This is a genomic window from Paenarthrobacter sp. NPDC057355 (genome assembly GCF_042667405.1).
Taxonomy (GTDB): domain Bacteria; phylum Actinomycetota; class Actinomycetes; order Actinomycetales; family Micrococcaceae; genus Arthrobacter.
Genome location: NZ_JBHVAL010000017.1, coordinates 35,064 through 54,604, shown reverse-complemented (window position 1 = coordinate 54,604; position 19,541 = coordinate 35,064). Strand labels below are relative to the sequence as shown.

22 protein-coding genes are annotated in these 19,541 nt (G+C 62.5%); 9 read left to right on the top strand and 13 right to left on the bottom strand.

The annotated features are described in order from the left end of the window. Positions 1-20: 20 nt before the first annotated feature. The 3 genes from ACFUOZ_RS16920 to ACFUOZ_RS16910 form a co-directional block, all read right to left on the bottom strand. Positions 21-1,001 (bottom strand): alpha-ketoacid dehydrogenase subunit beta, encoded by a 981-nt coding sequence (locus ACFUOZ_RS16920; RefSeq protein WP_377550216.1) that lies wholly within the window; start codon positions 999-1,001, stop codon positions 21-23. After that, positions 1,001-2,194 carry a pyruvate dehydrogenase (acetyl-transferring) E1 component subunit alpha gene (pdhA, locus tag ACFUOZ_RS16915; RefSeq protein ID WP_377550214.1) on the bottom strand — a complete coding sequence of 398 codons (1,194 nt, stop codon included), beginning with the start codon at positions 2,192-2,194 and terminating at the stop codon, positions 1,001-1,003. Before pdhA ends, ACFUOZ_RS16920 begins: the two co-directional genes overlap by 1 nt. A gap of 151 nt (positions 2,195-2,345) precedes the next feature. Further along, a complete protein-coding gene (locus ACFUOZ_RS16910) occupies positions 2,346-3,464 on the bottom strand; it encodes a histidinol-phosphate transaminase (protein WP_377550212.1) in 1,119 nt (372 codons plus the stop codon). A gap of 90 nt (positions 3,465-3,554) precedes the next feature. Between ACFUOZ_RS16910 and ACFUOZ_RS16905 the strand changes: the two genes are divergently transcribed. Continuing rightward, on the top strand, positions 3,555-3,983 hold the full coding sequence (locus tag ACFUOZ_RS16905; RefSeq protein WP_377550210.1) for a phage holin family protein: 429 nt from the start codon (positions 3,555-3,557) through the stop codon (positions 3,981-3,983). 3 nt (positions 3,984-3,986) lie between these two features. Here ACFUOZ_RS16905 and ACFUOZ_RS16900 read toward each other — a convergent pair whose 3' ends face one another. Then, complete coding sequence (locus tag ACFUOZ_RS16900; RefSeq protein ID WP_377550208.1) at positions 3,987-5,333, bottom strand: hypothetical protein; 1,347 nt, start codon at positions 5,331-5,333, stop codon at positions 3,987-3,989. After that, a complete protein-coding gene (locus tag ACFUOZ_RS16895) occupies positions 5,333-5,644 on the bottom strand; it encodes a hypothetical protein (RefSeq protein WP_377550206.1) in 312 nt (103 codons plus the stop codon). Before ACFUOZ_RS16895 ends, ACFUOZ_RS16900 begins: the two co-directional genes overlap by 1 nt. A gap of 166 nt (positions 5,645-5,810) precedes the next feature. On the opposite strand from ACFUOZ_RS16895, the gene purB reads away from it, so the two are divergent. The 4 genes from purB (at position 5,811) to ACFUOZ_RS16875 (ending at position 9,333) form a co-directional block, all read left to right on the top strand. Further along, on the top strand, positions 5,811-7,217 hold the full coding sequence (gene purB, locus ACFUOZ_RS16890; protein ID WP_144662089.1) for an adenylosuccinate lyase: 1,407 nt from the start codon (positions 5,811-5,813) through the stop codon (positions 7,215-7,217). A 277-nt stretch (positions 7,218-7,494) separates the two neighbouring features. Beyond that, positions 7,495-8,151: a histidine phosphatase family protein gene (locus ACFUOZ_RS16885; protein ID WP_377550204.1), complete on the top strand. Its 657-nt coding sequence runs from the start codon at positions 7,495-7,497 to the stop codon at positions 8,149-8,151. 184 nt (positions 8,152-8,335) lie between these two features. Then, positions 8,336-8,839, top strand: coding sequence for a GNAT family N-acetyltransferase (locus tag ACFUOZ_RS16880; protein ID WP_262276433.1), 504 nt, complete (start codon positions 8,336-8,338; stop codon positions 8,837-8,839). Between the two features lie 59 nt (positions 8,840-8,898). Continuing rightward, positions 8,899-9,333 (top strand): acyl-CoA thioesterase, encoded by a 435-nt coding sequence (locus ACFUOZ_RS16875; protein WP_377550202.1) that lies wholly within the window; start codon positions 8,899-8,901, stop codon positions 9,331-9,333. Positions 9,334-9,470: 137 nt separating this feature from the next. Here ACFUOZ_RS16875 and ACFUOZ_RS16870 read toward each other — a convergent pair whose 3' ends face one another. The 5 genes from ACFUOZ_RS16870 to ACFUOZ_RS16850 all read right to left on the bottom strand — a co-directional run bounded on the left by ACFUOZ_RS16870 (position 9,471) and on the right by ACFUOZ_RS16850 (position 14,233). Then, the gene (locus ACFUOZ_RS16870; RefSeq protein ID WP_377550200.1) at positions 9,471-10,220 is read right to left on the bottom strand and encodes an SDR family oxidoreductase; all 750 of its coding nucleotides are present in this window, start codon (positions 10,218-10,220) and stop codon (positions 9,471-9,473) included. A gap of 68 nt (positions 10,221-10,288) precedes the next feature. Then, complete coding sequence (locus ACFUOZ_RS16865) at positions 10,289-11,629, bottom strand: MFS transporter (protein ID WP_377550198.1); 1,341 nt, start codon at positions 11,627-11,629, stop codon at positions 10,289-10,291. A 57-nt stretch (positions 11,630-11,686) separates the two neighbouring features. Next, positions 11,687-12,700, bottom strand: coding sequence for a biotin-dependent carboxyltransferase family protein (locus ACFUOZ_RS16860; RefSeq protein ID WP_377550196.1), 1,014 nt, complete (start codon positions 12,698-12,700; stop codon positions 11,687-11,689). Further along, positions 12,697-13,443: an allophanate hydrolase subunit 1 gene (locus tag ACFUOZ_RS16855; protein WP_377550194.1), complete on the bottom strand. Its 747-nt coding sequence runs from the start codon at positions 13,441-13,443 to the stop codon at positions 12,697-12,699. The genes ACFUOZ_RS16860 and ACFUOZ_RS16855 overlap by 4 nt, the downstream gene beginning before the upstream one ends. Before the next feature lies 1 nt (position 13,444). Beyond that, positions 13,445-14,233 (bottom strand): LamB/YcsF family protein, encoded by a 789-nt coding sequence (locus ACFUOZ_RS16850; RefSeq protein ID WP_377550192.1) that lies wholly within the window; start codon positions 14,231-14,233, stop codon positions 13,445-13,447. Positions 14,234-14,498: 265 nt separating this feature from the next. On the opposite strand from ACFUOZ_RS16850, the gene ACFUOZ_RS16845 reads away from it, so the two are divergent. Together ACFUOZ_RS16845 and ACFUOZ_RS16840 are read left to right on the top strand one after the other, a co-directional pair. Then, positions 14,499-15,443 carry a LysR substrate-binding domain-containing protein gene (locus ACFUOZ_RS16845; RefSeq protein ID WP_377550190.1) on the top strand — a complete coding sequence of 315 codons (945 nt, stop codon included), beginning with the start codon at positions 14,499-14,501 and terminating at the stop codon, positions 15,441-15,443. Positions 15,444-15,569: 126 nt separating this feature from the next. Further along, on the top strand, positions 15,570-15,791 hold the full coding sequence (locus ACFUOZ_RS16840) for a hypothetical protein (protein WP_377550188.1): 222 nt from the start codon (positions 15,570-15,572) through the stop codon (positions 15,789-15,791). Between the two features lie 200 nt (positions 15,792-15,991). Here ACFUOZ_RS16840 and ACFUOZ_RS16835 read toward each other — a convergent pair whose 3' ends face one another. After that, positions 15,992-16,666: a 4-carboxy-4-hydroxy-2-oxoadipate aldolase/oxaloacetate decarboxylase gene (locus ACFUOZ_RS16835; protein ID WP_377550187.1), complete on the bottom strand. Its 675-nt coding sequence runs from the start codon at positions 16,664-16,666 to the stop codon at positions 15,992-15,994. A gap of 22 nt (positions 16,667-16,688) precedes the next feature. Continuing rightward, positions 16,689-17,897 (bottom strand): aspartate transaminase, encoded by a 1,209-nt coding sequence (locus tag ACFUOZ_RS16830; RefSeq protein WP_377550185.1) that lies wholly within the window; start codon positions 17,895-17,897, stop codon positions 16,689-16,691. 286 nt (positions 17,898-18,183) lie between these two features. On the opposite strand from ACFUOZ_RS16830, the gene ACFUOZ_RS16825 reads away from it, so the two are divergent. Further along, positions 18,184-18,684, top strand: a complete 501-nt coding sequence (locus tag ACFUOZ_RS16825) for a hypothetical protein (RefSeq protein WP_377550183.1) — start codon at positions 18,184-18,186, stop codon at positions 18,682-18,684. Positions 18,685-18,715: 31 nt separating this feature from the next. Further along, the gene (locus tag ACFUOZ_RS16820) at positions 18,716-19,087 is read left to right on the top strand and encodes a nuclear transport factor 2 family protein (protein ID WP_377550181.1); all 372 of its coding nucleotides are present in this window, start codon (positions 18,716-18,718) and stop codon (positions 19,085-19,087) included. On the opposite strand, the gene ACFUOZ_RS16815 is transcribed toward ACFUOZ_RS16820, so the two are convergent. Beyond that, positions 19,084-19,524 carry a hypothetical protein gene (locus ACFUOZ_RS16815; protein ID WP_377550179.1) on the bottom strand — a complete coding sequence of 147 codons (441 nt, stop codon included), beginning with the start codon at positions 19,522-19,524 and terminating at the stop codon, positions 19,084-19,086. The two genes, ACFUOZ_RS16820 and ACFUOZ_RS16815, sit on opposite strands and share 4 nt — an antisense overlap. Between the last annotated feature and the right edge of the window lie 17 nt (positions 19,525-19,541).

Below are 19,541 nucleotides of genomic sequence, written 5' to 3'. Positions count from 1 at the left end.
GGGCAGGATCAGGGCGGGTTCTAGTAGGCCAGGGAGCGGTCCAGGGCTTCAAGGATCTTGTCGATGTCCGGCAAGTAGTCCTCCTCCACCTTGGCGACCGGATAAGGCATGTGGAAGCCGCCCACACGGATTACCGGCGCTTCGAGGTGCAGGAACGCCCTCTCGCTGATGCGGGCCGCGATCTCACCGCCGATCCCGCCGAAAGTTGGGGCCTCGTGGGCGACAATCAACCGGCCGGTCTTCTTGACCGAGGCTTCCACCGTGTCGAAATCCAAGGGGGAAATGGAGCGGAGATCGATGACCTCGATGCTCCGTCCATCCTCAGTGGCGGCATTTGCTGCAGCCAACGCAACCGGTACCAACGGGCCGTACGCAACGATGGTGGCGTCGGTACCTTCACGGACGACGTGGGCCTTGAACGGGTCCTCGGAAAGGCCCGGGCTCTCGACATCGACCTCGCCCTTGAGCCAATACCGGCGCTTTGGTTCGAAGAAGATCACCGGGTCCTGGCACTCCACGGCCTTCTGGATCATCCAGTAAGCGTCATGGGCATTGGAAGGGCTGATGATGCGCAGGCCTGCGGTGTGGGCAAACAGTGCTTCCGGCGACTCGGAGTGGTGCTCGATGGAGCCGATGCCTCCGCCGTACGGAATTCGGATGACAACAGGAACAGTCAGCTTGCCCAGGCTCCGGGCATGGATTTTTGCAAGCTGGGTGGTGATCTGGTTGAAGGCCGGGTAGACGAAGCCGTCGAACTGGATCTCACACACTGGCGAGTATCCCCGTAGGGCAAGTCCGATGGCAGTGCCCACGATGCCGGACTCAGCCAGTGGGGTGTCAAGGACGCGGTCGTCGCCGAATTCCTTGATGAGGCCATCGGTCACCCGGTAGACGCCACCCAGGTGGCCGATGTCCTCGCCCATCAGGAGCGACTTGGGGTTCTTCGTCAGGGTTGCGCGGAGGCCCTCATTGACGGCCTTGGCAATGGTCATTGTCGCCATCAGTTGGCTGCCTCCTGGTCGCTCTCGAAGCCCGCCGAGTACTCCTCGAACCAGGCCAATTCCTCTGCAATCAGCGGATGCTGCTCGGCGTAGACACTGGCAAACGCTTGGCGGATGTCCGGAACTTCCAGCCCGTGCGTGGTGCTGCGAACGTACTTGGCCAATTCGTCGCCGTCGGCCTTGACCTGGTCGAAGAACGCGTCGTCGGCAAGACCTTCGGCACGAAGGTACTTTTCCAGGCGGTCCAGCGGATCCTTCTCGCGCCAGGCAGCTTCTTCGGCAGATTCCCTGTACTTGGTGGGATCATCCGCCGTGGTGTGTGCGCCAACCCGGTAGGTGTAGGCCTCAATCAGGACCGGGCCCCGCCCTTCGCGAGCGTGCTCGAGGGCCCACTCAGTGACTGCATGGACAGCTATGACATCGTTGCCGTCCACACGAATACCGGGGAAACCATAGCCCTTGGCGCGGTTGGACAGCGGGACCTTGGTTTGGACCTCAGTGGGTACCGAGATTGCCCAGTGGTTGTTTTGGCAGAAGAACACAACCGGTGCGTTGTAGGAGGCTGCGAACACCATGGACTCGTGGACATCGCCCTCGGAGCTGGCGCCATCGCCGAAGTAGGCCATGACGGCGGCTTTGGGGTCGGTTGAATCCGCAGCTGCCGCTGATTTCTGGTCGCGCTGGACGCCCATGGCATAGCCCACGGCGTGAAGCGTTTGCGCTGCGAGTACCAGCGTGTACAGGTGAAAGTTGTTTTCGCGCGGATCCCAGCCGCCGTTGGACACGCCACGGAACTGCTTCAACAACTCCGCCAGGTCCACGTTGCGGACGAGGGCCACTCCGTGCTCACGGTACGTGGGGAAAATGTAGTCCTGCGGTTGACTGGCATGACCGGAGCCGATCTGCGCGGCTTCCTGGCCCGTCAGAGGAACCCAAAGGGCGAGCTCGCCCTGGCGCTGGAGCGCGGTGGATTCCTGGTCGAAGCGACGGATCTTTGCCATGTCCGTATAGAAGACGCGGAGCTTTTCCGGATCGATCCGCTTGGCGTAGTCAGAGAAGATTGGGTCCGAGCCCAACGTCCCGTCGGGTCCGAGCAACTGCACCATGTCCGTAGCTTCGCCTGGCGCGGCTGCCAACGCGGTGGTGGCCGCGAGAGATTCTTCCGTCCCGGGGGGCAGTTGTGTCGAGCCCATTCCGTCTCCTTGCTTTGCCATGGCTGGCCGCCGGGCAATGTCTGTCGCTGGGATATATGCCCGTTCCGGAATGCATTCCGGAACGGGCATACTTTTGGCTTTCGTCCCTTACTTTATCGGCAGTAAGTTCGGATTCCGCATTTGTTAACCGCTAGGAACCCAGCGGCGCCTTTGTATAACCTGCACAGAGATTCAGGAATCGGGTGTTGGCTTCCACCTCACCGATGCTGACACGGACCCCCTCATTGGCGAAGGCACGCACAGACAACGCCTGCTCAGCAGCCAAGGCTGCAAACTCGGCACTGTTTTCACCCAGATTCAACCAAATGAAGTTGCCTTGGGCCTCGGGGACAAACCATCCCAGGTCCCGCAACCCAGCCGTTACCCGATCCCGTTCAGTCACGAGGCTTTGTACCCTTTCCACAACCTGGTCGAAATTCTCGATCGAGGTAACAGCGGCGCGTTCCGCGATTTGCGATACCGCAAAGGGCGTAGCCGTCACCCGGAGGTGTTGGGTGAGAGCCGGGCCTGACACGCTGTATCCCACGCGCAGCCCAGCAAGCCCGTGGGCCTTGGAAAATGTCCGCAGAACTATCACGTTGGGGTATTTCCGGTACAGCTTAATGCCGTCCACAGCTTCAGGGTCACGGACGAATTCCTGATAGGCCTCGTCGATAACCACCACCACATGCGGCGGAACGGAGCGGATAAAGCGCTCCGTTTCCTCAGCGGCGAGGATGGGCCCGGTGGGATTGTTGGGCGTACACAGGAGGATCACCTTTGTGCGGACAGTAACTGCCGCTGCCATGGTGTCGAGATCGTGCCGGCCGTCTGCCAGCAACGGAATCTGCACGCTGGCAGCGCCTGCGAGGCCTACACAGATGGGGTAAGCCTCGAACGAACGCCAGGCATAGATCACTTCATCGGCTTTGCCATCGTCATTTTGACCGGCGAACGTGGCAAGGATCTGGTTCAGTGCCCCGAGGCTACCGGCGCCGGTGACGACATCGTCAGCCGGGACATCCAGAAATCCTGCAAGGGCGGTCCTGAGCTTCGTCGCCAAGGGGTCGGGGTAGCGGTTGATATCGGACTGGTCCGCGATTGCCTGCAACACTGCAGGAATCGGGGGCAGCGGGTTTTCATTGGACGACAATTTGTAGCTGGTGAGGCCTTCGATGGCTGCTGGCGGTTTACCTGCAGCGTATTTGGGAAGCCTGTCCACGACCGGTCGAGGGAGTACGCCCTCCGGTGCGTTGTCAGTAGTAGTCATGGCTTCAAGCCTACTTGTACCCTTGCCGCCAGCGGAGTGGCCTGCAAAGCCGCCCAGCCACGGCACAGGTGCATGTGGAACGATGGACCCATGGGTTCATTCATCATCCGCGTCCTCATTAATGGGCTGGCTCTCTGGGTTGCTACCTGGTTGCTGCAGGGCATGGACATTACTACCAGCGCCACGGAGTCAGCCGCGGCAAATGCAGGGCTCACGCAGGGCGCCGACACCGCCGGCATCATTTTGGCGTATTTGTTCATCGGGCTCATTTTCGGCGTGGTCAACGCATTCGTTCGCCCCTTGGTGAAGATTCTTTCGCTGCCGGTGACGATCCTGACCTTGGGCCTTTTTACGATCGTGATCAACGCGGCAATGTTGTACCTCACTGCATGGTTGAGCAGTTTCACACCGGTGCACCTGACCCTTGACTCCTTCTTCTGGACTGCGATCCTGGCATCGATCATCATCAGCATCATCTCCATGGTGGCGGGACTCATTCCGGGCGCACGCAAGCGGTAGGAATCATCGGGAACCAGCCGTAGACCGTGATTCGGGAAGGCCGGGCACCGTCATGCTGTTCCGGCGATCAGGGAGCGGATCTCGGGTGAGCTTGAACCTGGTGACCTTCGCTGCGCCGCCAACTCCGACCACGCCGGCGAACGCCGCAGTGGATGCAACCAACGATGGATCGTCGCTGGCCGCGACCAGTTCGGCTCCCTTCGCATAGTTCTCTTGGTTGTGCCCAGGGCCCAAGCCTGGTCCTTCCCCTTCAGGCGTCTGAACGTGCTCGGTCAGCGTTACCGTCACCCGGTCCTTGGTGTCCGGGTTCATGTGGCCATCTGTTCCCGGGACCCAGTCCTGCACGTGCTCCAAGTGAAGGGAACTGATGCCGGGCTCTGGAACGATGCCCCCAACCGGCGCCCCCGCAGTAAGAACAAATTTGAGGTCGAACTCACTGAGAAACGCCTTGTCCCGGCTCAAGTTCATGGCGTGTACGCCGCCTTGGCTGTGCCCTACCGCCACCACCTGGTCCCCTGCCTCCGCCCCCGCTTCACGCAAGGCCTGCGCCACGGCAGGAGCGACATCCGCGGAGCGATAGCCGACTGCTTCGCCGATTCCCTGGATGTCGAAAGGATTGCTTGAGGGCGTATTGGGTTGCGTGCCCGGAATCAGGACCATCCAGGAAGATGAACCGCTGTTGTCGAACCCAATAACCTCAATCTCACCGTTGTTCCTGTCGTAGACCTTCTCAAGGCGGCGGAGACTCCCGGCCATGGAAGGCTGCACGTCCTCGGCGGTTTCTCCGACCTTCGTCACGCTGACTGGACGGGGCTGAAAAGCTGCCAGCAACGGCGAGCCCACCATCAGGCCGAGTACTTGCTCCGCTTCAAGACCCGGGCTGACTAAAAGGTTCAAGATGTCCTCAGTGAGGTCACGTCCGAGGGGGAAGAGGTGACCCGGGTCCGGGAACATCATCGCCCCTGGCCCAAGAAGATGGAGTCGTGTGTTCCCCGCTTCAGTTTCCGCATAATCCCGGTGGCTGGCCCGTACGCTTGCGCTGACGTCGCCCAGGGCCTGGCGCAACCGGCCTGCGTCTTTGCGGCTTTCGGCTACCTCGTCGATGGCGAGACAGCCTGAATCGAAGGAATCGGAGAGATACGGCATGAGTGCATCCTGAACGCGACGTGCCTCTTCTTCGATATCCAGCAGCTGCCCTGCCATGGCGTCGAGCTGATCTGCTCCGCGCACCAGTTCTTCCAGCTGGAAAGAGATGCCGCCCACTCCCCCCTGAATACGGAGGCTGCCGTCCGGCGGCGGCGGTGAAGGCCTCGGCGCTGCTCCAGCCCCAATGGGAGCTGCGTCAGCCATCACTTCCCCCTCTCACCGGAGACGGAGACATTCTGCGAATGCCGCAGGACCGCAGCTGCTGCGCCGTCAAGCCCTTCCCTGGTCCGCATCAGCGCGGAGGCATGGACGGCAACCGTGGTCCGGAAAGCCCGTCCGGCCGGGGACTGCCATTCGTCCAGCTGCAGCTTCCGCAGGGATGCGAGGACACTGTCTGCCTGGTCAACACAAGCCTTCATTCGCCATGCGAGCCTCTGGACTTCGTGGCTGCGGGAGGCGCATTCCGAAGGATCGAAAGTTGGTGGGGTGGCGGCAGGCATCAAGCCGAAGCTCATGGCGGGTGTACTCCAGTGGTCGTTCTGCTGATTGGTACCCAAAACGCTACGGATGGGCAGAGACGGAAGGAAGGAACGAAGTTGCGTATGTGGATAACCTGACGGTCATCCACATAGCGCCGTCATCGACCCCGGCCTCTGCGCCGAGCATGAAAGAATAGGGACCATGGCTGAATCCCCTCGTGTGTCCCTCGCTTCCGAACCCCTGGCCCTTGGCGCCCTTGATGGCCGCTACCGTGCCGCCGTCGCACCTCTCGTTGACTACTTGTCCGAGGCCGCGCTGAACCGCGATCGCGTTCATGTCGAAGTTGAGTGGCTCATCCACCTGACCAGCCAGTCCGTTCTTCCGGGCGCCGGCCCGCTCTCCGAGTCGCAGATTGCGCAGCTGCGGGCCATCGTCACGGAATTCGATGCTTCGTCGGTCAATGAGCTCGCCGAGATCGAGGCTGTCACGGTTCACGACGTCAAGGCCGTCGAGTACTACATCGCCCGCCGCCTGCCGGCGATTGGCATCGAGAACCTGACTGCCATGGTCCACTTCGGGTGCACCTCCGAGGACATCAACAACCTCTCCTACGCCGTGGGAATCAAGGGTGCCGTGGAGGACGTCTGGTTGCCCAACGCCACTGCATTGGTGAAGCAGATCGAGGCCATGGCGGAAGAAAACCGCTCAGTGCCCATGTTGTCCCGTACGCACGGCCAGCCCGCCACCCCCACCACGCTCGGCAAAGAACTGGCCGTCATCGCGCACCGCTTGAACCGCCAGCTCTCACGCATTGCCAAGACCGAGTTCCTTGGCAAGATCAACGGAGCCACCGGCACCTACGCCGCCCACGTCGCATCCGTGCCGGGCGCTGATTGGGAAGCTGTGGCAAAGTCCTTCGTTGAAGGCTTGGGCCTCACCTGGAACCCGCTGACCACGCAGATCGAAAGCCACGACTGGCAGGCCGAACTGTACGCCGACATCGCCCGCTTCAACCGCATCCTGCACAACGTCTGCACAGACATTTGGAGCTACATCTCCATCGGCTACTTCCGCCAGATCCCGGTCGCCGGCGCCACGGGTTCCTCCACCATGCCGCACAAGGTGAACCCGATCCGCTTCGAGAACGCCGAAGCCAACCTGGAGATCTCCAACGGCCTTCTGGACACATTGGCGGCAACGCTGGTGACTTCCCGCTGGCAGCGCGACCTGACCGACTCTTCCTCCCAGCGCAACATCGGTGTGGCTTTCGGCCACTCACTGCTTGCCATCTCCAACGTCGCCAAGGGCCTCAAGGCACTGGACGTAGCCGAGGAAGTCCTGGCAGGCGACCTCGATACCAACTGGGAAGTCCTGGGCGAAGCCATCCAGATGGTCATGCGCGCCGAAGCCATTGCCGGCGTCGAAGGCATGGAGAACCCGTACGAACGCCTCAAGGACCTCACCCGTGGGCAGCGCGTGGACGGCGCCCGCATGCAGGAATTCGTCCAGAGCCTCGGGCTTTCCGCTGACGCCGAGGCACGCTTGCTTGCGCTGACCCCGGGCAAGTACACGGGCATCGCCGACAAGCTGGTGGACCACCTGAAGTAAACACGCTTCAGCGACAAACGCTCGACGACGGCGGGCGGGGCCAGGTGCCCCGCCCGCCGTCGTGCTTTAACCGGGCCGTGGTAGCTCGAAGGCTTCCACGGTTAGCGGCCGGGTCTCCCGATGTCTTGGCTCAAGGGCTCTCGTCACGAGGCTGAGGACACGGCGTGTCGGGCTGTTTCAGGACCCCGGCGGCTGATTGGCTGGAGACTACCGGGCAGAAAAGAAGCAGCACCGGGAAGAAGCATCCCCAAAGGAACAACGTTAGGAGCGGAGCACCATGAAGCTCCTGTTGATCAGGCACGGACAAACCCCCGGCAACGTCGCAGGTGAGCTGGACACGGCCTTTCCCGGTCCAGGGTTGACTGCGCTCGGGGAACGCCAGGCGGCCGCGCTGCCGGAAGCGCTGGCAGATGAAACCATCGATGCCTTGTACACCTCTATTCTCCTCCGCACCCAGCGCACTGTGCTTCCGCTGGCAAAAGCGACCGGCCTGCACCCAACCATTCTGGCCGGAGTCCACGAGATTGAGGCCGGCAGCCTGGAGAAGAAGACAGATCACGAGTCGCACCTGCGCTACATGAACACTGTTTTCGCCTGGACTGACGGCGACTTGGACGTGCGAATGCCCGGAGCTTTCAACGGTCACGACTTCTTCGCCCGCTTCGACGCATCGGTAGAGGAGGTGGTGGCCGCCGGACACCGGACGGCGGTGATCGTCAGTCACGGCGCCGCCATCCGTTGCTGGGCCGGACGAAGGGCGACTGACATCGACACCGTATTCGCCCAAACGCACCAATTACCCAACACCGGAATCGTGGCGTTGGAAGGCGACACCAAAAACGGCTGGAAGGTGCTGCACTGGGACCAGATCCCCGTGGGCGGGATGGCTTTGGTGGACCAAACCGCCGAGGACCCCACGGGCGAGGCACTGTAGGCCAACGCTGCGAGGCCCGCTCTGCGCCCCAAACGCACGGGAAGCCCCGCAAAGCAGGCCCCACAACGCACGGGAAGCCCGCATTTCTCCGGACGCTTACGCGAAGGAAACACCACGGTAACCCCGCCTGCCTAGGGTTAAGACGCATAGACACCTCCCCGAAACCCGGCGAATCGAGGCACAAATGCAGACCAACCCCCGGCTCAATATCCGGCAGGTCACGTGGGCCAACCCCGTGGGCGCCGACCTCCGGGCCGCGCAGCAGGCAGAACTGGATACGCGCTTCGGAAGCACTGACCATGAGCCCGGGCCGCCGCCGTCGGAAGCTGACACCGCAGTCTTTGTGGTGGCGTACGAAAAATGCTCGGGCCAGCCTCTCGGCTGTGGCGGTTTGAGGATGCTTGACGAAAAGACGGCTGAGATCAAGCGCTTGTACGTGGTGCCGTATGCCCGTGGATCGGGAGTCGCGAGCTCCATCCTGGCAGCGCTTGAAGCCCAGGCCCATTCACACGGCTTCAGCGTGATCGCAGCCGAGGCGGGGTCGGCCCAGTCGGACGGACGCAGCTTCTATGAGAGCGCGGGTTTTGCTGCGGTGCCCAACTTTGGTCCCTACGTTGGCGTCGAGGAATCGTATTGCTATTCGAAGCGGCTCGATTCACACAGCGCAGCGCACACCGCAATGGCCTAGGTAAGGATCTCCGGCGCAACATCCAGCGGGGAGTTGCGCCGGTTCGATAATCTCGGATTATGGAAAAAGCAGACATCACCTTCCGCACCCGCAAATGGGTGCGGCCCGAGGACCTTAACGCCAATGGCACACTCTTCGGCGGCAGCCTGCTGAAGTGGATCGATGAAGAGGCCGCGATCTACGCCATCCTCCAATTGGGCAACGGCCGCGCGGTCACCAAGTACATCTCCGAAATCAACTTCGTGAGCTCGGCCGTCCAGGGTGACCTCATTGAGATGGGATTGACAGCCAAGCGATTCGGCCGGACGTCCCTGACCATGCGCGCAGAGGTCCGGAACATGATCACCCGGCAAGCCATCCTCACCATCGACGAGATCGTGTTCGTCAACCTTGGCTCCGACGGGCGACCCCAGCCCCATGGTTACACCGAGATCACGTACGACCGCGACCGGATCCCGACGCATCACCTGACCGAAACGCTGGACCAAGACTGAACCAGCCGCCGTCGTCATCCCGGCGAATACACATCTTAAACGGGTGCTGGCGGCCGCGAATACGCGGCCGCCAGCTTGTATTTCCGGCGACGGGAGTGAGTGCCGCCGGAACCTAAGGGGCGCGGGACCAGAAGAGGTCAGCGCCGGTCGAACACCAGACCGCCGGGGACCTGGAACGTCGGCATGAGTTCGAGCATTCCAACGTTGACGTGCCGCGGAGTTTCGATCGCGTAGTCCAGGGCGTTGACGATGTCGTCCGTGGTAAGGGATTCGTAGCCTTCGTAGTAGGTCTTCCACGCTTCTTCCATGGCCTCCGGCGTGCCGCCGAGGTTGCGGCCGAAGATCTCCGTCTCCACGCGGCCCGGGCAGATCTCCGTGACGCGGATCCGCTTGCCGACGGTGTCGTTGCGGAGCTGCCGGGAAATCTGGTGCACAGCCGCCTTGGTGGCGTGGTAAACGGTGTGGCCGTAGAAGTTGTACACGCCGGCAATCGAGCTGATGTTGATCACGTGGCCAAGGTCGCGCTCCACCATGCCGGGGAGGACCAGGCGGGTCAGCTGCAGCAGTCCCCGGAGGTTCACGTCCACCAGCTCGTCAATGTCGGCTTCCGAGGAATCCAGGATATTGCCCGGGCGGGAAACGCCGGCACAGTTCACCAGGACATCCACCTTGAGTTCACTCACGACGGCGGCCAGCGCGGCTGTGTCGGTCAGGTCCACCACATGCGGGACTGCTCCGGTACGGTCGGCAAGTTCAGTGAGGCGTTCGGCGTTGCGTGCCACGGCGTGGACGGTGAGTCCGCGCTTTGCCAGGCGCTCCGCGATGGCTGCACCCATGCCGGTGGAAGCTCCGGTAACGAGGGCGGTGGTGTAGTCGGAAAAAGACATTGGTCCTCCAAAGTGGGGAATTGGGCGGGCGCAATCCGAGTGGACTGCGCCCGCCGGTGGTCGGTGCTTCAGGCGTCGCGGAGCGGTTCGTGGGCACGGTCCTTGACGGTGCTCACCGCGATGAGCGTGCCGAGGGCGGTAATGACTGCGTAGAACGCCGGCATGTAGATGTTGTTGGTGCTGCTGATCAGCCAGGTCATGAGCAGCGGGGCGGTACCGCCGAACAGGGCCGAGGAGATGTTGTAGCCCAGGCCATAGGCGGAGTAACGGACGCGGGTGGGGAAGAGCTCCACGATCAGGATGTGGATCACCGCGGTGTGGCCGGCGAAGACGATGGCCATGATGCTGGCGCCAAGGATGGCCAGGCCCATCTCACCGGTAGCGATGAGGGCGTAGGAGGGAATTCCTAGAACAGCCATGGCGATGGCGGAACCGGCGATGACCTTCTTCCGGCCAATGCGATCGGACAGGGCACCCATGAAGGGGATGGCGATGCAAATGACAACCAGGCTGCAGGCCGTGACAAGCAGTGCCTCACCGATGGTGAAGTTGAGCTGCTTACCCTTGAGGAACGTGGGCATGTAGGAAAACAGGACGTAGTAGCCGGAGCCGTTCATCAGCGGGATGAAGAGGGCCAACAGCATGGCGCGGCGGTGTTCCTTGGACTGGAAGGCTTCCTTGAGCGGGTTCTTGGAGAGACCGCCCTCTTCCTTCAGCTTCTCGAAGTTGGGGGTATCGCTGATTGCTTTACGGATGTACCAGCCGATGATGCCCATGGGGATGGCGACCAGGAACGGAATGCGCCATGCGAACGAACCGAAGCCGCCGCCGTCGATCGCTGCCTGGGTGAGCCAGGGCGACATGGAGTAGGCCACCAAAGTACCGGTGAGCAGCGCCGCGAAGGAGGCGATCTGTGCGTAGGAGGTGATGATGCCGCGCTTGCCTTCGGGAGCGTGCTCAGCGAGGAACGTCATGGCGCCGGCAGCTTCGCCGCCAACGGAGAAGCCCTGAAGCAACCGCAGGAAGACCAGGAGAATTGGTGCGGCAATGCCAATGGCGGCGTAAGGGGGCAGCAGGCCGATGCCGGCCGTCGCAACGCTGATCAGCAGGATCACAAAGACCAGTAGCTTCTGCCTGCCGATCCGGTCGCCGAGGTAGCCGCAGACCACTGCACCCAGCGGGCGGACGAAGAACGAGACCGCATATCCGGCGAACACGAAAAGCAGGGCGTTGTCCGGGTTTCCAGGGGCCAGGAAGACGAGCGCCAGGGTTCCCGCCATGAAGGCGAAAATGCCGTTGTCGTACAGTTCCACGAAGATGCCCACACAACCCGCGGTGACAACTTTGCGGGTTTGGCGGCCCGTGAGCCGCTCATGCTGCGTTGGCGCAGCGTTGGTGCTTGCGGTCATGACTTTTCCTTACTGGGATGAGCGTAGCAACGCCTACGAGGTATTACGACAGGTTCTTTAGCTGCATGCCGCAACTGGCAGGTCCTGCCATTGGGGACGGCATCCGATGCCGAGGAGTCCGAAGACGGTGTTGACGGATTCGCGGAGGGTTTCAAGCTGGGCCCGCGAGCGCCGGTGGGCGGCAGTTGCTTCTGCCACTGTGGTTTTCCGAAAACGGACTTTGTCCCCTGGCCGCGCCTGGGCCAGGACATCCAGTCCGGTGCTGGTGACTACTGCGAGCACGGGATACCCGGCGGTGACGCCGCGTCCCCGGTGCAGTACCAGCAGTTCTTCCCTTGAGGGGACCTCGACGGCGCCCACTGGCACGCCGCGGGAAAGCACCTCACCGCTGGAGGTTCTTTCCGGTAGTTCCCCTCCGAGCCGCAGGCCGATGTGGTTGCTGCGTCCGCTGACGGTGTACTCGGAAGTGAAGAGCAGATCACCGGAGGTGCCGAACTCGGCAACGTCCGGCCCGTCGGTCACATCGACCGACAAGTCTGAACCCATGCTCGGCCGTTCAAGGCCGAGCCGGAAAAGGGGAAGGTCGAAGTACGGCTGGCGTACGGGGACGACGCTGCGCCGGGTGGCCAAGGTACTGCCCTCCCTCAGCTGAAGCCCGAAGCCCACCACTGTGTCCGGGGCTGCGCTGCCCAAAAGCGTCTCCGCCTCGAGGGAGCCATGGACGGCCAGATAGGCACGAAGGCCGCGGTTGATTCCCCGGATGGAAACCGACTCGCCTGCACGTACGGAGACCGGTTCCCACTGGCTGCAGGGCCGTCCACCCACCGTAAGGGTAAGGGGCGCACCCGTCACGGCGATCAGGAGGTCGGTGTTTGCTTTCATGCGGAAATCGAGCGCGGTGATTTCCACCAAGGGGTCATTGTCCAGGTTTCCGGCCAGGATGTTGGCTGCCCTGGCGGAGTACTGGTCGAGCGCACCGTTGACGGGGAGGCCGAAGCGTGGGCCACGGGTCCTGCCGAGGTCCGTGACCACTGCGTTCCCAGGCTGCTGAACCAGGATCCCGGCGCTCATGGCTGGCGCTCCAGGCTTTCCAGGGACCGCGGCTCCAGATCCCTGCCGACGTAGGCACTGAAGTCCTCCACGCTGATCTGCCTGAACCTGACGATGTCGCCCGGCTTATACGGGACCAGGGGTTCACGCCGGATGTTCAGGACGGACAAGGGTGTCTGGCCAATGACGCACCAACCGCCGGGGGCGACCGCGGGGGCGATGACCGCCTGTCGGCCGGCCACGGCCACCGCACCCGCCGGAACGCTGAGGCGGGGATCCTTCAGCCTGGGTACTGGCTTGGGGAAGGCTGGCCCGTCCATCATGGGTGAGCCCGCCGGGGCGCCAAGGCAGCGCACGGTGTACGTTTTTTCGCTATGGAGCCGTATGACTTCCTCGACGGAGATTCCCTGGTGCTCAGCGACGCGTTCCAGGTCCGGACCGTACTGGCCTCCGTAGACCACGGGAACATCGAACTCCCGGGGTGCTTGTGTCGTCTCATCTGCGTGGGCGAGTTCAAGGAGCCCGAGTTTGACGAAGGCGCGGACCTGGCGGGCCGATACCAGGACGGGATCGAACTCCACCAGGACGGAATCGTACGTTGGCACGGCACCGTGAAGACCTTCCGCGCCACAGCCTTCCAGCCAGTCAGCCAGGCGGTGGACTGTCAGCCAATTGGCTTCGCTGGCCTCGGAGATGGCCACCACGCGAAGTGCCGAGTCACCGGATTCGTACACTTCAGTGGGGGCCGTTGAGAGCACGGACATGTCAGGCCGCCTTCTTCTTCGCGTCCATGACCTGGGCAAGTGGGGCGATACGCACACCGGCGGAGGTGAGTTCCGTTCGGATCCGACGAGCCAGTTCAACAGCGCCCGGGTTGTCTCCGTGCAGGAGGAGGGTGTCGACGTCGATATCCATATCCATGCCGTTGGCGCAGCGGAGCTTGCCGTCAACCACCATGCGCAAGGTACGGTCGACGATTTCCGCGGGATCGTGCAGGACGGCGCCGGGCTGGCTGCGGGGAACCAGCGTGCCATCTTCCTGGTAGGCGCGGTCCACGATGCCCACGATCGCTACGTCCAGCCCTGCTTCCCGTGAAGCTGTGGCAAGTTCGCCGTCCTGGGCCACGACAATCAGCTCACGATCCACGCGCGCCGCGGCTTCGGCTACTGCCTTTGCGTAGTCGGGTCGAACAGCGACGAGGTTCCCGAGCCTGCCATGGGGAGCAAGGTGCGTGACCTTGGTGCCGTGGAAGCCGGCAAAGCCATTCAGTGCACCCAGCTGGTACAGGACATCGTTTTGGACTTCGCCTGCAGAAAGGCCCATGTCCCGGCGGCCAAATCCGCGCAGATCGGGGAAGCTGGGGTGGACCCCAATGCCTACTCCGCGTCGAACGCATTCAGCGACAGTGGCCGCCATGATGTCCGGATCGCCGGCATGGAACCCGCAGGCGATATTCGCACTTGTGACGATCTCCAGGAGTTCGGAATCGTCGCCAATGGTGTAGGCGCCAAATCCCTCTCCCAGATCCGCTACAAGATCAATTATCGCATTCACGTGCTTCTCTTTCCATGGATTATTCAGGGGAATTGAATTCCGGGTAAATGGCAAACGCCTGATGATTCCAAAGCGTTTCCTGAAGTTCTATCCAAAAGTCTCGCACCGTTCATCCATGTGGCACAAAGACCTATTAGCTATCCCGTAATAGCTCTCCGTTATGACCTGCGCCACCATGTACTGTGGCAGGGGTCGCACCCACCGCGCGACTAGAATTTTCCTACGCACGCCACCCGGGGACGTGGCTCTCCAGGAAGGCAGAAGCATGGACACTCGAAAGCTCGCATACTTTGTCCAGATCGTCGATTCGGGAAGTATCACCAAGGCTGCCGCGACGCTCCACGTAGCGCAGCCGGCACTGAGCCAGCAGGTCTCCGCACTTGAGAATGACCTCAAGCAGCGGCTCCTCATCCGCAGCAAGCAGGGCGTCGAACCCACCGCCGCGGGGCACACCTTGTACCGGCACGCGCAGTCGATCCTGCGATTGGTGGAGCAGGCACGGCAGGACGTCGCGAGCTCCGGTGCCGCACCATCCGGGCGGGTGTCCATCGCCATCGCGCCCTACAGCATGGCATCCAGCCTCACACCCCAGATCATCAGGGAAGTGGGTCGCCGCTACCCGGACATCGTGGTCCACCTGACAGAGATTTTTGGCGGTGTCCTCAGCGAAGCCATCAAGAACGGGCGCTTGGACATGGCGCTGATCTATGAGCCCGGAAAGATCCGGGGAGTGCAGTTCACCACCATGATCGTGGAGGACCTGCACTTGGTGGTCCATCCGGACCTCGATGTGAACCACGGCAAGGACACAGTCACCCTTGCCGAAGCGAGCAGCGTGGGACTCTTCCTCCCCGAGAAGAACCACACGCTGCGCCAGATCATCGAAAAGGGTCTCGCAGACCAGGACCTTCCGCTCAAACTGGTGGGCGAGGTGGAGTCCGTACCTTCTTTGACCAGGCTCATCCGCGCCAACCTCGGCGGCACGGTGCTGCCCAAGTCCGCTGCCGACGCCCTCTTCCCGGATCAGGACTTCAAAGTGCTCCGGATCGTCGAGCCCGGGTTGCAGAGCAAGATCGCCCTCTGCACCCCGGACCACGAGCCCCTGTCGGAGGCAGCCTCGGCCGTGCTCCTGGTAGTCAAGGAAATGCTGCACCAACAGCTGATCTCAAAGTACGGAACGGACCCTGTGCAGCTGCCGGCGCATCCATAAAGAAGTCTTATCCGGACAGACAGCTTTGGTCTTATTCAAAGCCGTTTTAGTTTCCTAATATCGAATTAAGAAGAAATTCGAAATACGGCCCGCGGGACACAGCGGGCCTGTTCAAAGGATAAAACGGTGAAAAAGATCAGCACCTCCGGATGGGTCTCGAATCCAACCCGCGGAACAGTCAGCGCACGTACCGGCTTCCACTGCCCCCGGAATGGCTTCTGGCGTCCGGTCGGCGGCATTGGTGAACCGCTGTTCGTGTTCGAAGGAAGTCTGATGCCGGCACACTCCGGGAACAGCATCGAGTGGCACCTGGTGGACACCCGCCCCGGGCACCCGGGCCTCGACTGACCTGCACCCCACCAGTGGCGAAGGGACCACGCAACCCGGCTCGCCGCCGTCGTACATTTACCCAAGCCGCAGCACCCCAAGGCGCCCAGCCCTCGTAGCAACCACACGAGGCAAGGCGCCTTTTGTTTTCCCCAACGGATCACGCCAAAGGGCCGGCGGCACGCCTTTTGCAGACGCACGGCCGGCCCTCAGCGAGGGGACTAGTCCTCCACAAGGAGGCCTTTCTCCTTCAGCTTCTCGGTCAGGCCGCAGAGCTCAATGGTGTTTCCGCCGTCGTGGTAGAGCTTGATGAGTTCGCGCTCGTGGTCGTCGCGCGCCTGGGACAGGGCAATGACTTCCTCGGCTTCTTCGCGGCGGACGACGACGACGCCGTCAGCGTCGCCGCGCAGGATGTCGCCCGGGTAGATGATCTCGTCGCCGAATACGATCGGGTGGTTGATCGGGCCGAGGGTTTCCTTGACCGTTCCCTTGATGGAAACGCTGCCGGAGAAGACGGGCAGGCCGAGCTCAATCAGGTCCTGGGTGTCGCGAACGCCGGAGTCGGTAACCATGGCAGCGATGCCTTTGGCCTTCATGGCGTTACCCAGGACGTCGCCGAACGTGCCTGCCTCCGCCATTTCCTGCGCACCAACCAGCACGACGTCGCCTTCTTGGGCGTAGTGGATGGCAACCTGGAGCATGAGGTTGTCCTGCGGCGCACAGGCCACGGTGACGGCAGGTCCGCAGAAGGACATGGAGCGGTCAATCGGCTTGATTTTGGAGCTCAACGCGCCGCGGCGGCCCTGGGCCTCGTGGATCGTAGCGGAGGAAAAGGCGGCGAGGCGCGCGACGACGTCTGCGTCCGGGCGCTCGAATTTGGTTTTGACGTGGATCATTTCCGGTTCCTTCTGTGAGGGCTTAGGAGAGGGCGTTGACGGCGTCGCGGATGGAGTCCACGCCGTCGTTGATGGTCTCCAGCGAGGTGGCGAAGGAGATCCTGAAGTACGGGCCCAGACCGTAGGCCGAACCCTGGATGACAGCGACGCGCGCGGCGTCCAGCAGGTAAAGGGTGAAGTCTTGGTCGTTTTCGATGACCCGGCCGTCCGGCGCGGTCTTGCCGATGACGCCTGCGCAGTTCACGTAGGCGTAGAACGCGCCTTCCGCCGGGGCCACGGACAGTCCGTCGATGGAGTTCAAACCCTCGACGGCGGCATCCCGACGCTTGCGGTAGACCTCCACGCTGTCGCGGACGAAGGACTGGTCACCGTTCAGAGCGGCGGCGGCAGCAGCCTGGCTGATCGACGACGGGCAGGACGAAGTCTGCGACTGCAGCTTGTTCATCGCCGCGACGAGCGGGGCTGGGCCCACGCCGTAACCGAGGCGCCAACCTGTCATGGCGTAGGCCTTGGAGACGCCGTTGACCAGCAGGATCCGCTCCTTCAGGGCCGGGACTGCGGTGACCAGGCTGGTTACGCGGCCTTCTCCGAAATAGACCTCGTCATAGATTTCATCGGTGAGGACGAAGACCTGCGGGTATTCTTCCAGCACGGCGCCCAGGGCCTGGAGTTCCTCGCGGGAGTAGACGGCTCCCGTGGGGTTGGATGGCGCATTGAGGATCAGCCACTTGGTCTTGGAGGTGATGGCTTGTTCAAGAGCCGCGGGGGTGAGTTTGAAACCTGTGTCTTCCGTGGTTTCGACGATCACTGGAGTGCCGTCGTTCGCCAGGACCATGTCCGGGTAGGACACCCAGTACGGGGCCGGGACAATGACTTCGTCGCCTTCATTAAGCGAGGCCATGAGTGCCACGTACAGGACCTGCTTGGCGCCGCCACCGATAGTCAGTTGATTGGCTCCATAAACGTGGCCGGTGTCGCGCTCGATCTTGGTCAGGATCGCGGCCTGCAGCTCAGGAGTGCCCGTGACTGAGGTGTACTTGGTCTCGCCGGCCTTGATCGCCTCGATGGCCGCTGCCTTGATGTGGTCCGGGGTGTCGAAGTCCGGCTCTCCGACGGTGAGGTCGATGATCCGGACACCTTCAGCTTTCAGTTCGCGGACGCGGGCGGCCGCGGCGACGCTGGCTGAGGCTTTGATGCGGGTAACCCTCGACGCCGGCAGGAACTCGGACATGTCTCCTCCAGGAATGTGGAACTCAGGACGCGCGGATTCGCGGATCCCTTTGTTCGAGACTAAGTAGGGCCGGGGTGCTCTGGATAAGACCTAATGTGCGTGGATCCATAAGGGGGTCTTATGGCTTAGGTTCAACTCATCCCGGATGGGCCCTGCAAGAAGGCTTTTGGAGGACCATCCATGCGCTTTGCTTATGGGTTCACCCGGTTTTGGTATTTCCACGGCCACCCGAACGATGCCTAGATTCGAGTGAACAGCGGTGCCCATCCGAACCGAAAGGGAGCCAATGCAAACCCGGTCAGCCACTGGACGGTACGCGTACCGGGCCAACTCCCCCACACGCCCCGCCGCGCCCTCGGACGGAGAGCACGCGAAACTGGTCCACGCCCTCGGTGTTCATCGCCAACTCCTCACCCACGCCGCCAGCTCCATCAGAACCTTGACCGCGGCAAGGAACGACCTGATCGCCCAGGCCGTGGAAGACGGGCTCACGTTGGCCACCATCGCGGCGGTAACCGGCGAGAACCTCCGCACAGTCCGAACCATCGCTTTGGCTTATGACGATCTCCATCTGAGCGGGCTCCCCCGGCAGGCACAGTTGGACGCGTTGAAGGCCAAGAGTGAAGAGCTGAAAGCCGCGGAACGGCATCGCGGGCAGATCACCGAACGCCGGGAGTCGCTCATCGTCATGGCCCTGCGGGCGCAGGTCTGCGATGATCTGGAGCTCGCATCCCTGACCGGCCTCACCCCGGAGCACATCCGCCATGCAGGCCGCGGCCACCGTTGAACCCACACCCAGCGCACGGTAGAACGGGTACATGACCAACGACGTGAACGCCTGGATGGACAACTACGAACGCGCGTGGACCTCGAACCGGCCAGAGGACATCCGTGCGTTGTTCACGGAGGACGCCGTCTACAACACCCGCCCGGACGATCCCGAAGCCTGGCACGGGCATGAGGAGATCGTAAAGGAATGGTCCGGCGATTCCTCCGACAAACCCGAAGACTGGACCTTCGAGTGGACGCTCCTGGGCAGGGATGGCGACACCGCGTTCGTGCAGGGACTCACCACGTACCTCAACGGCCAGCCCACGTACGACAACCTGTGGGTCATCCGCTTCGCCGAGGACGGCAGGGCCCGCGAATTCACGGAGTGGTACATGGCCCGGAAGGACACGCCTGCCTAGCGCGAAGCCTTGCTGATCAGCACATTGTCATGGATCTTGGTCAGGCCCTTGAACTCCGGCCGTGAGGTGTCGGCGCCGTCGTTGACCAACGTCGACTCTGAACCGTCCACACTGGTGACAGTAACGATCCGTTCACTCAACCCGGCAGCAGCGCATCCGGTCACCCATCGCTCCGGCAGTCCCTCGGGCACCACGATCAAGCAGGCGGTCCCCGCAGTGGTACTCCTGGCCGCGAAGTACTTCACGTCGTCGTACTTCGTCAGCAACCGGGCGCTCCCGGGTTCAACCTGTACGTCGACGCCGCCAAGGTTCAGGGACGCCGGAAGCGTATCTTCCGCCGTCGCCTCGCGGTCCAGGACCTTCGGGCCTGCGGGCTGCGGAGTACAGGCAACCAGGGCCCCCAGCAACGCGACCACAACCAACACACGGATCTTCATAGCTCTGCCCCCTCAGG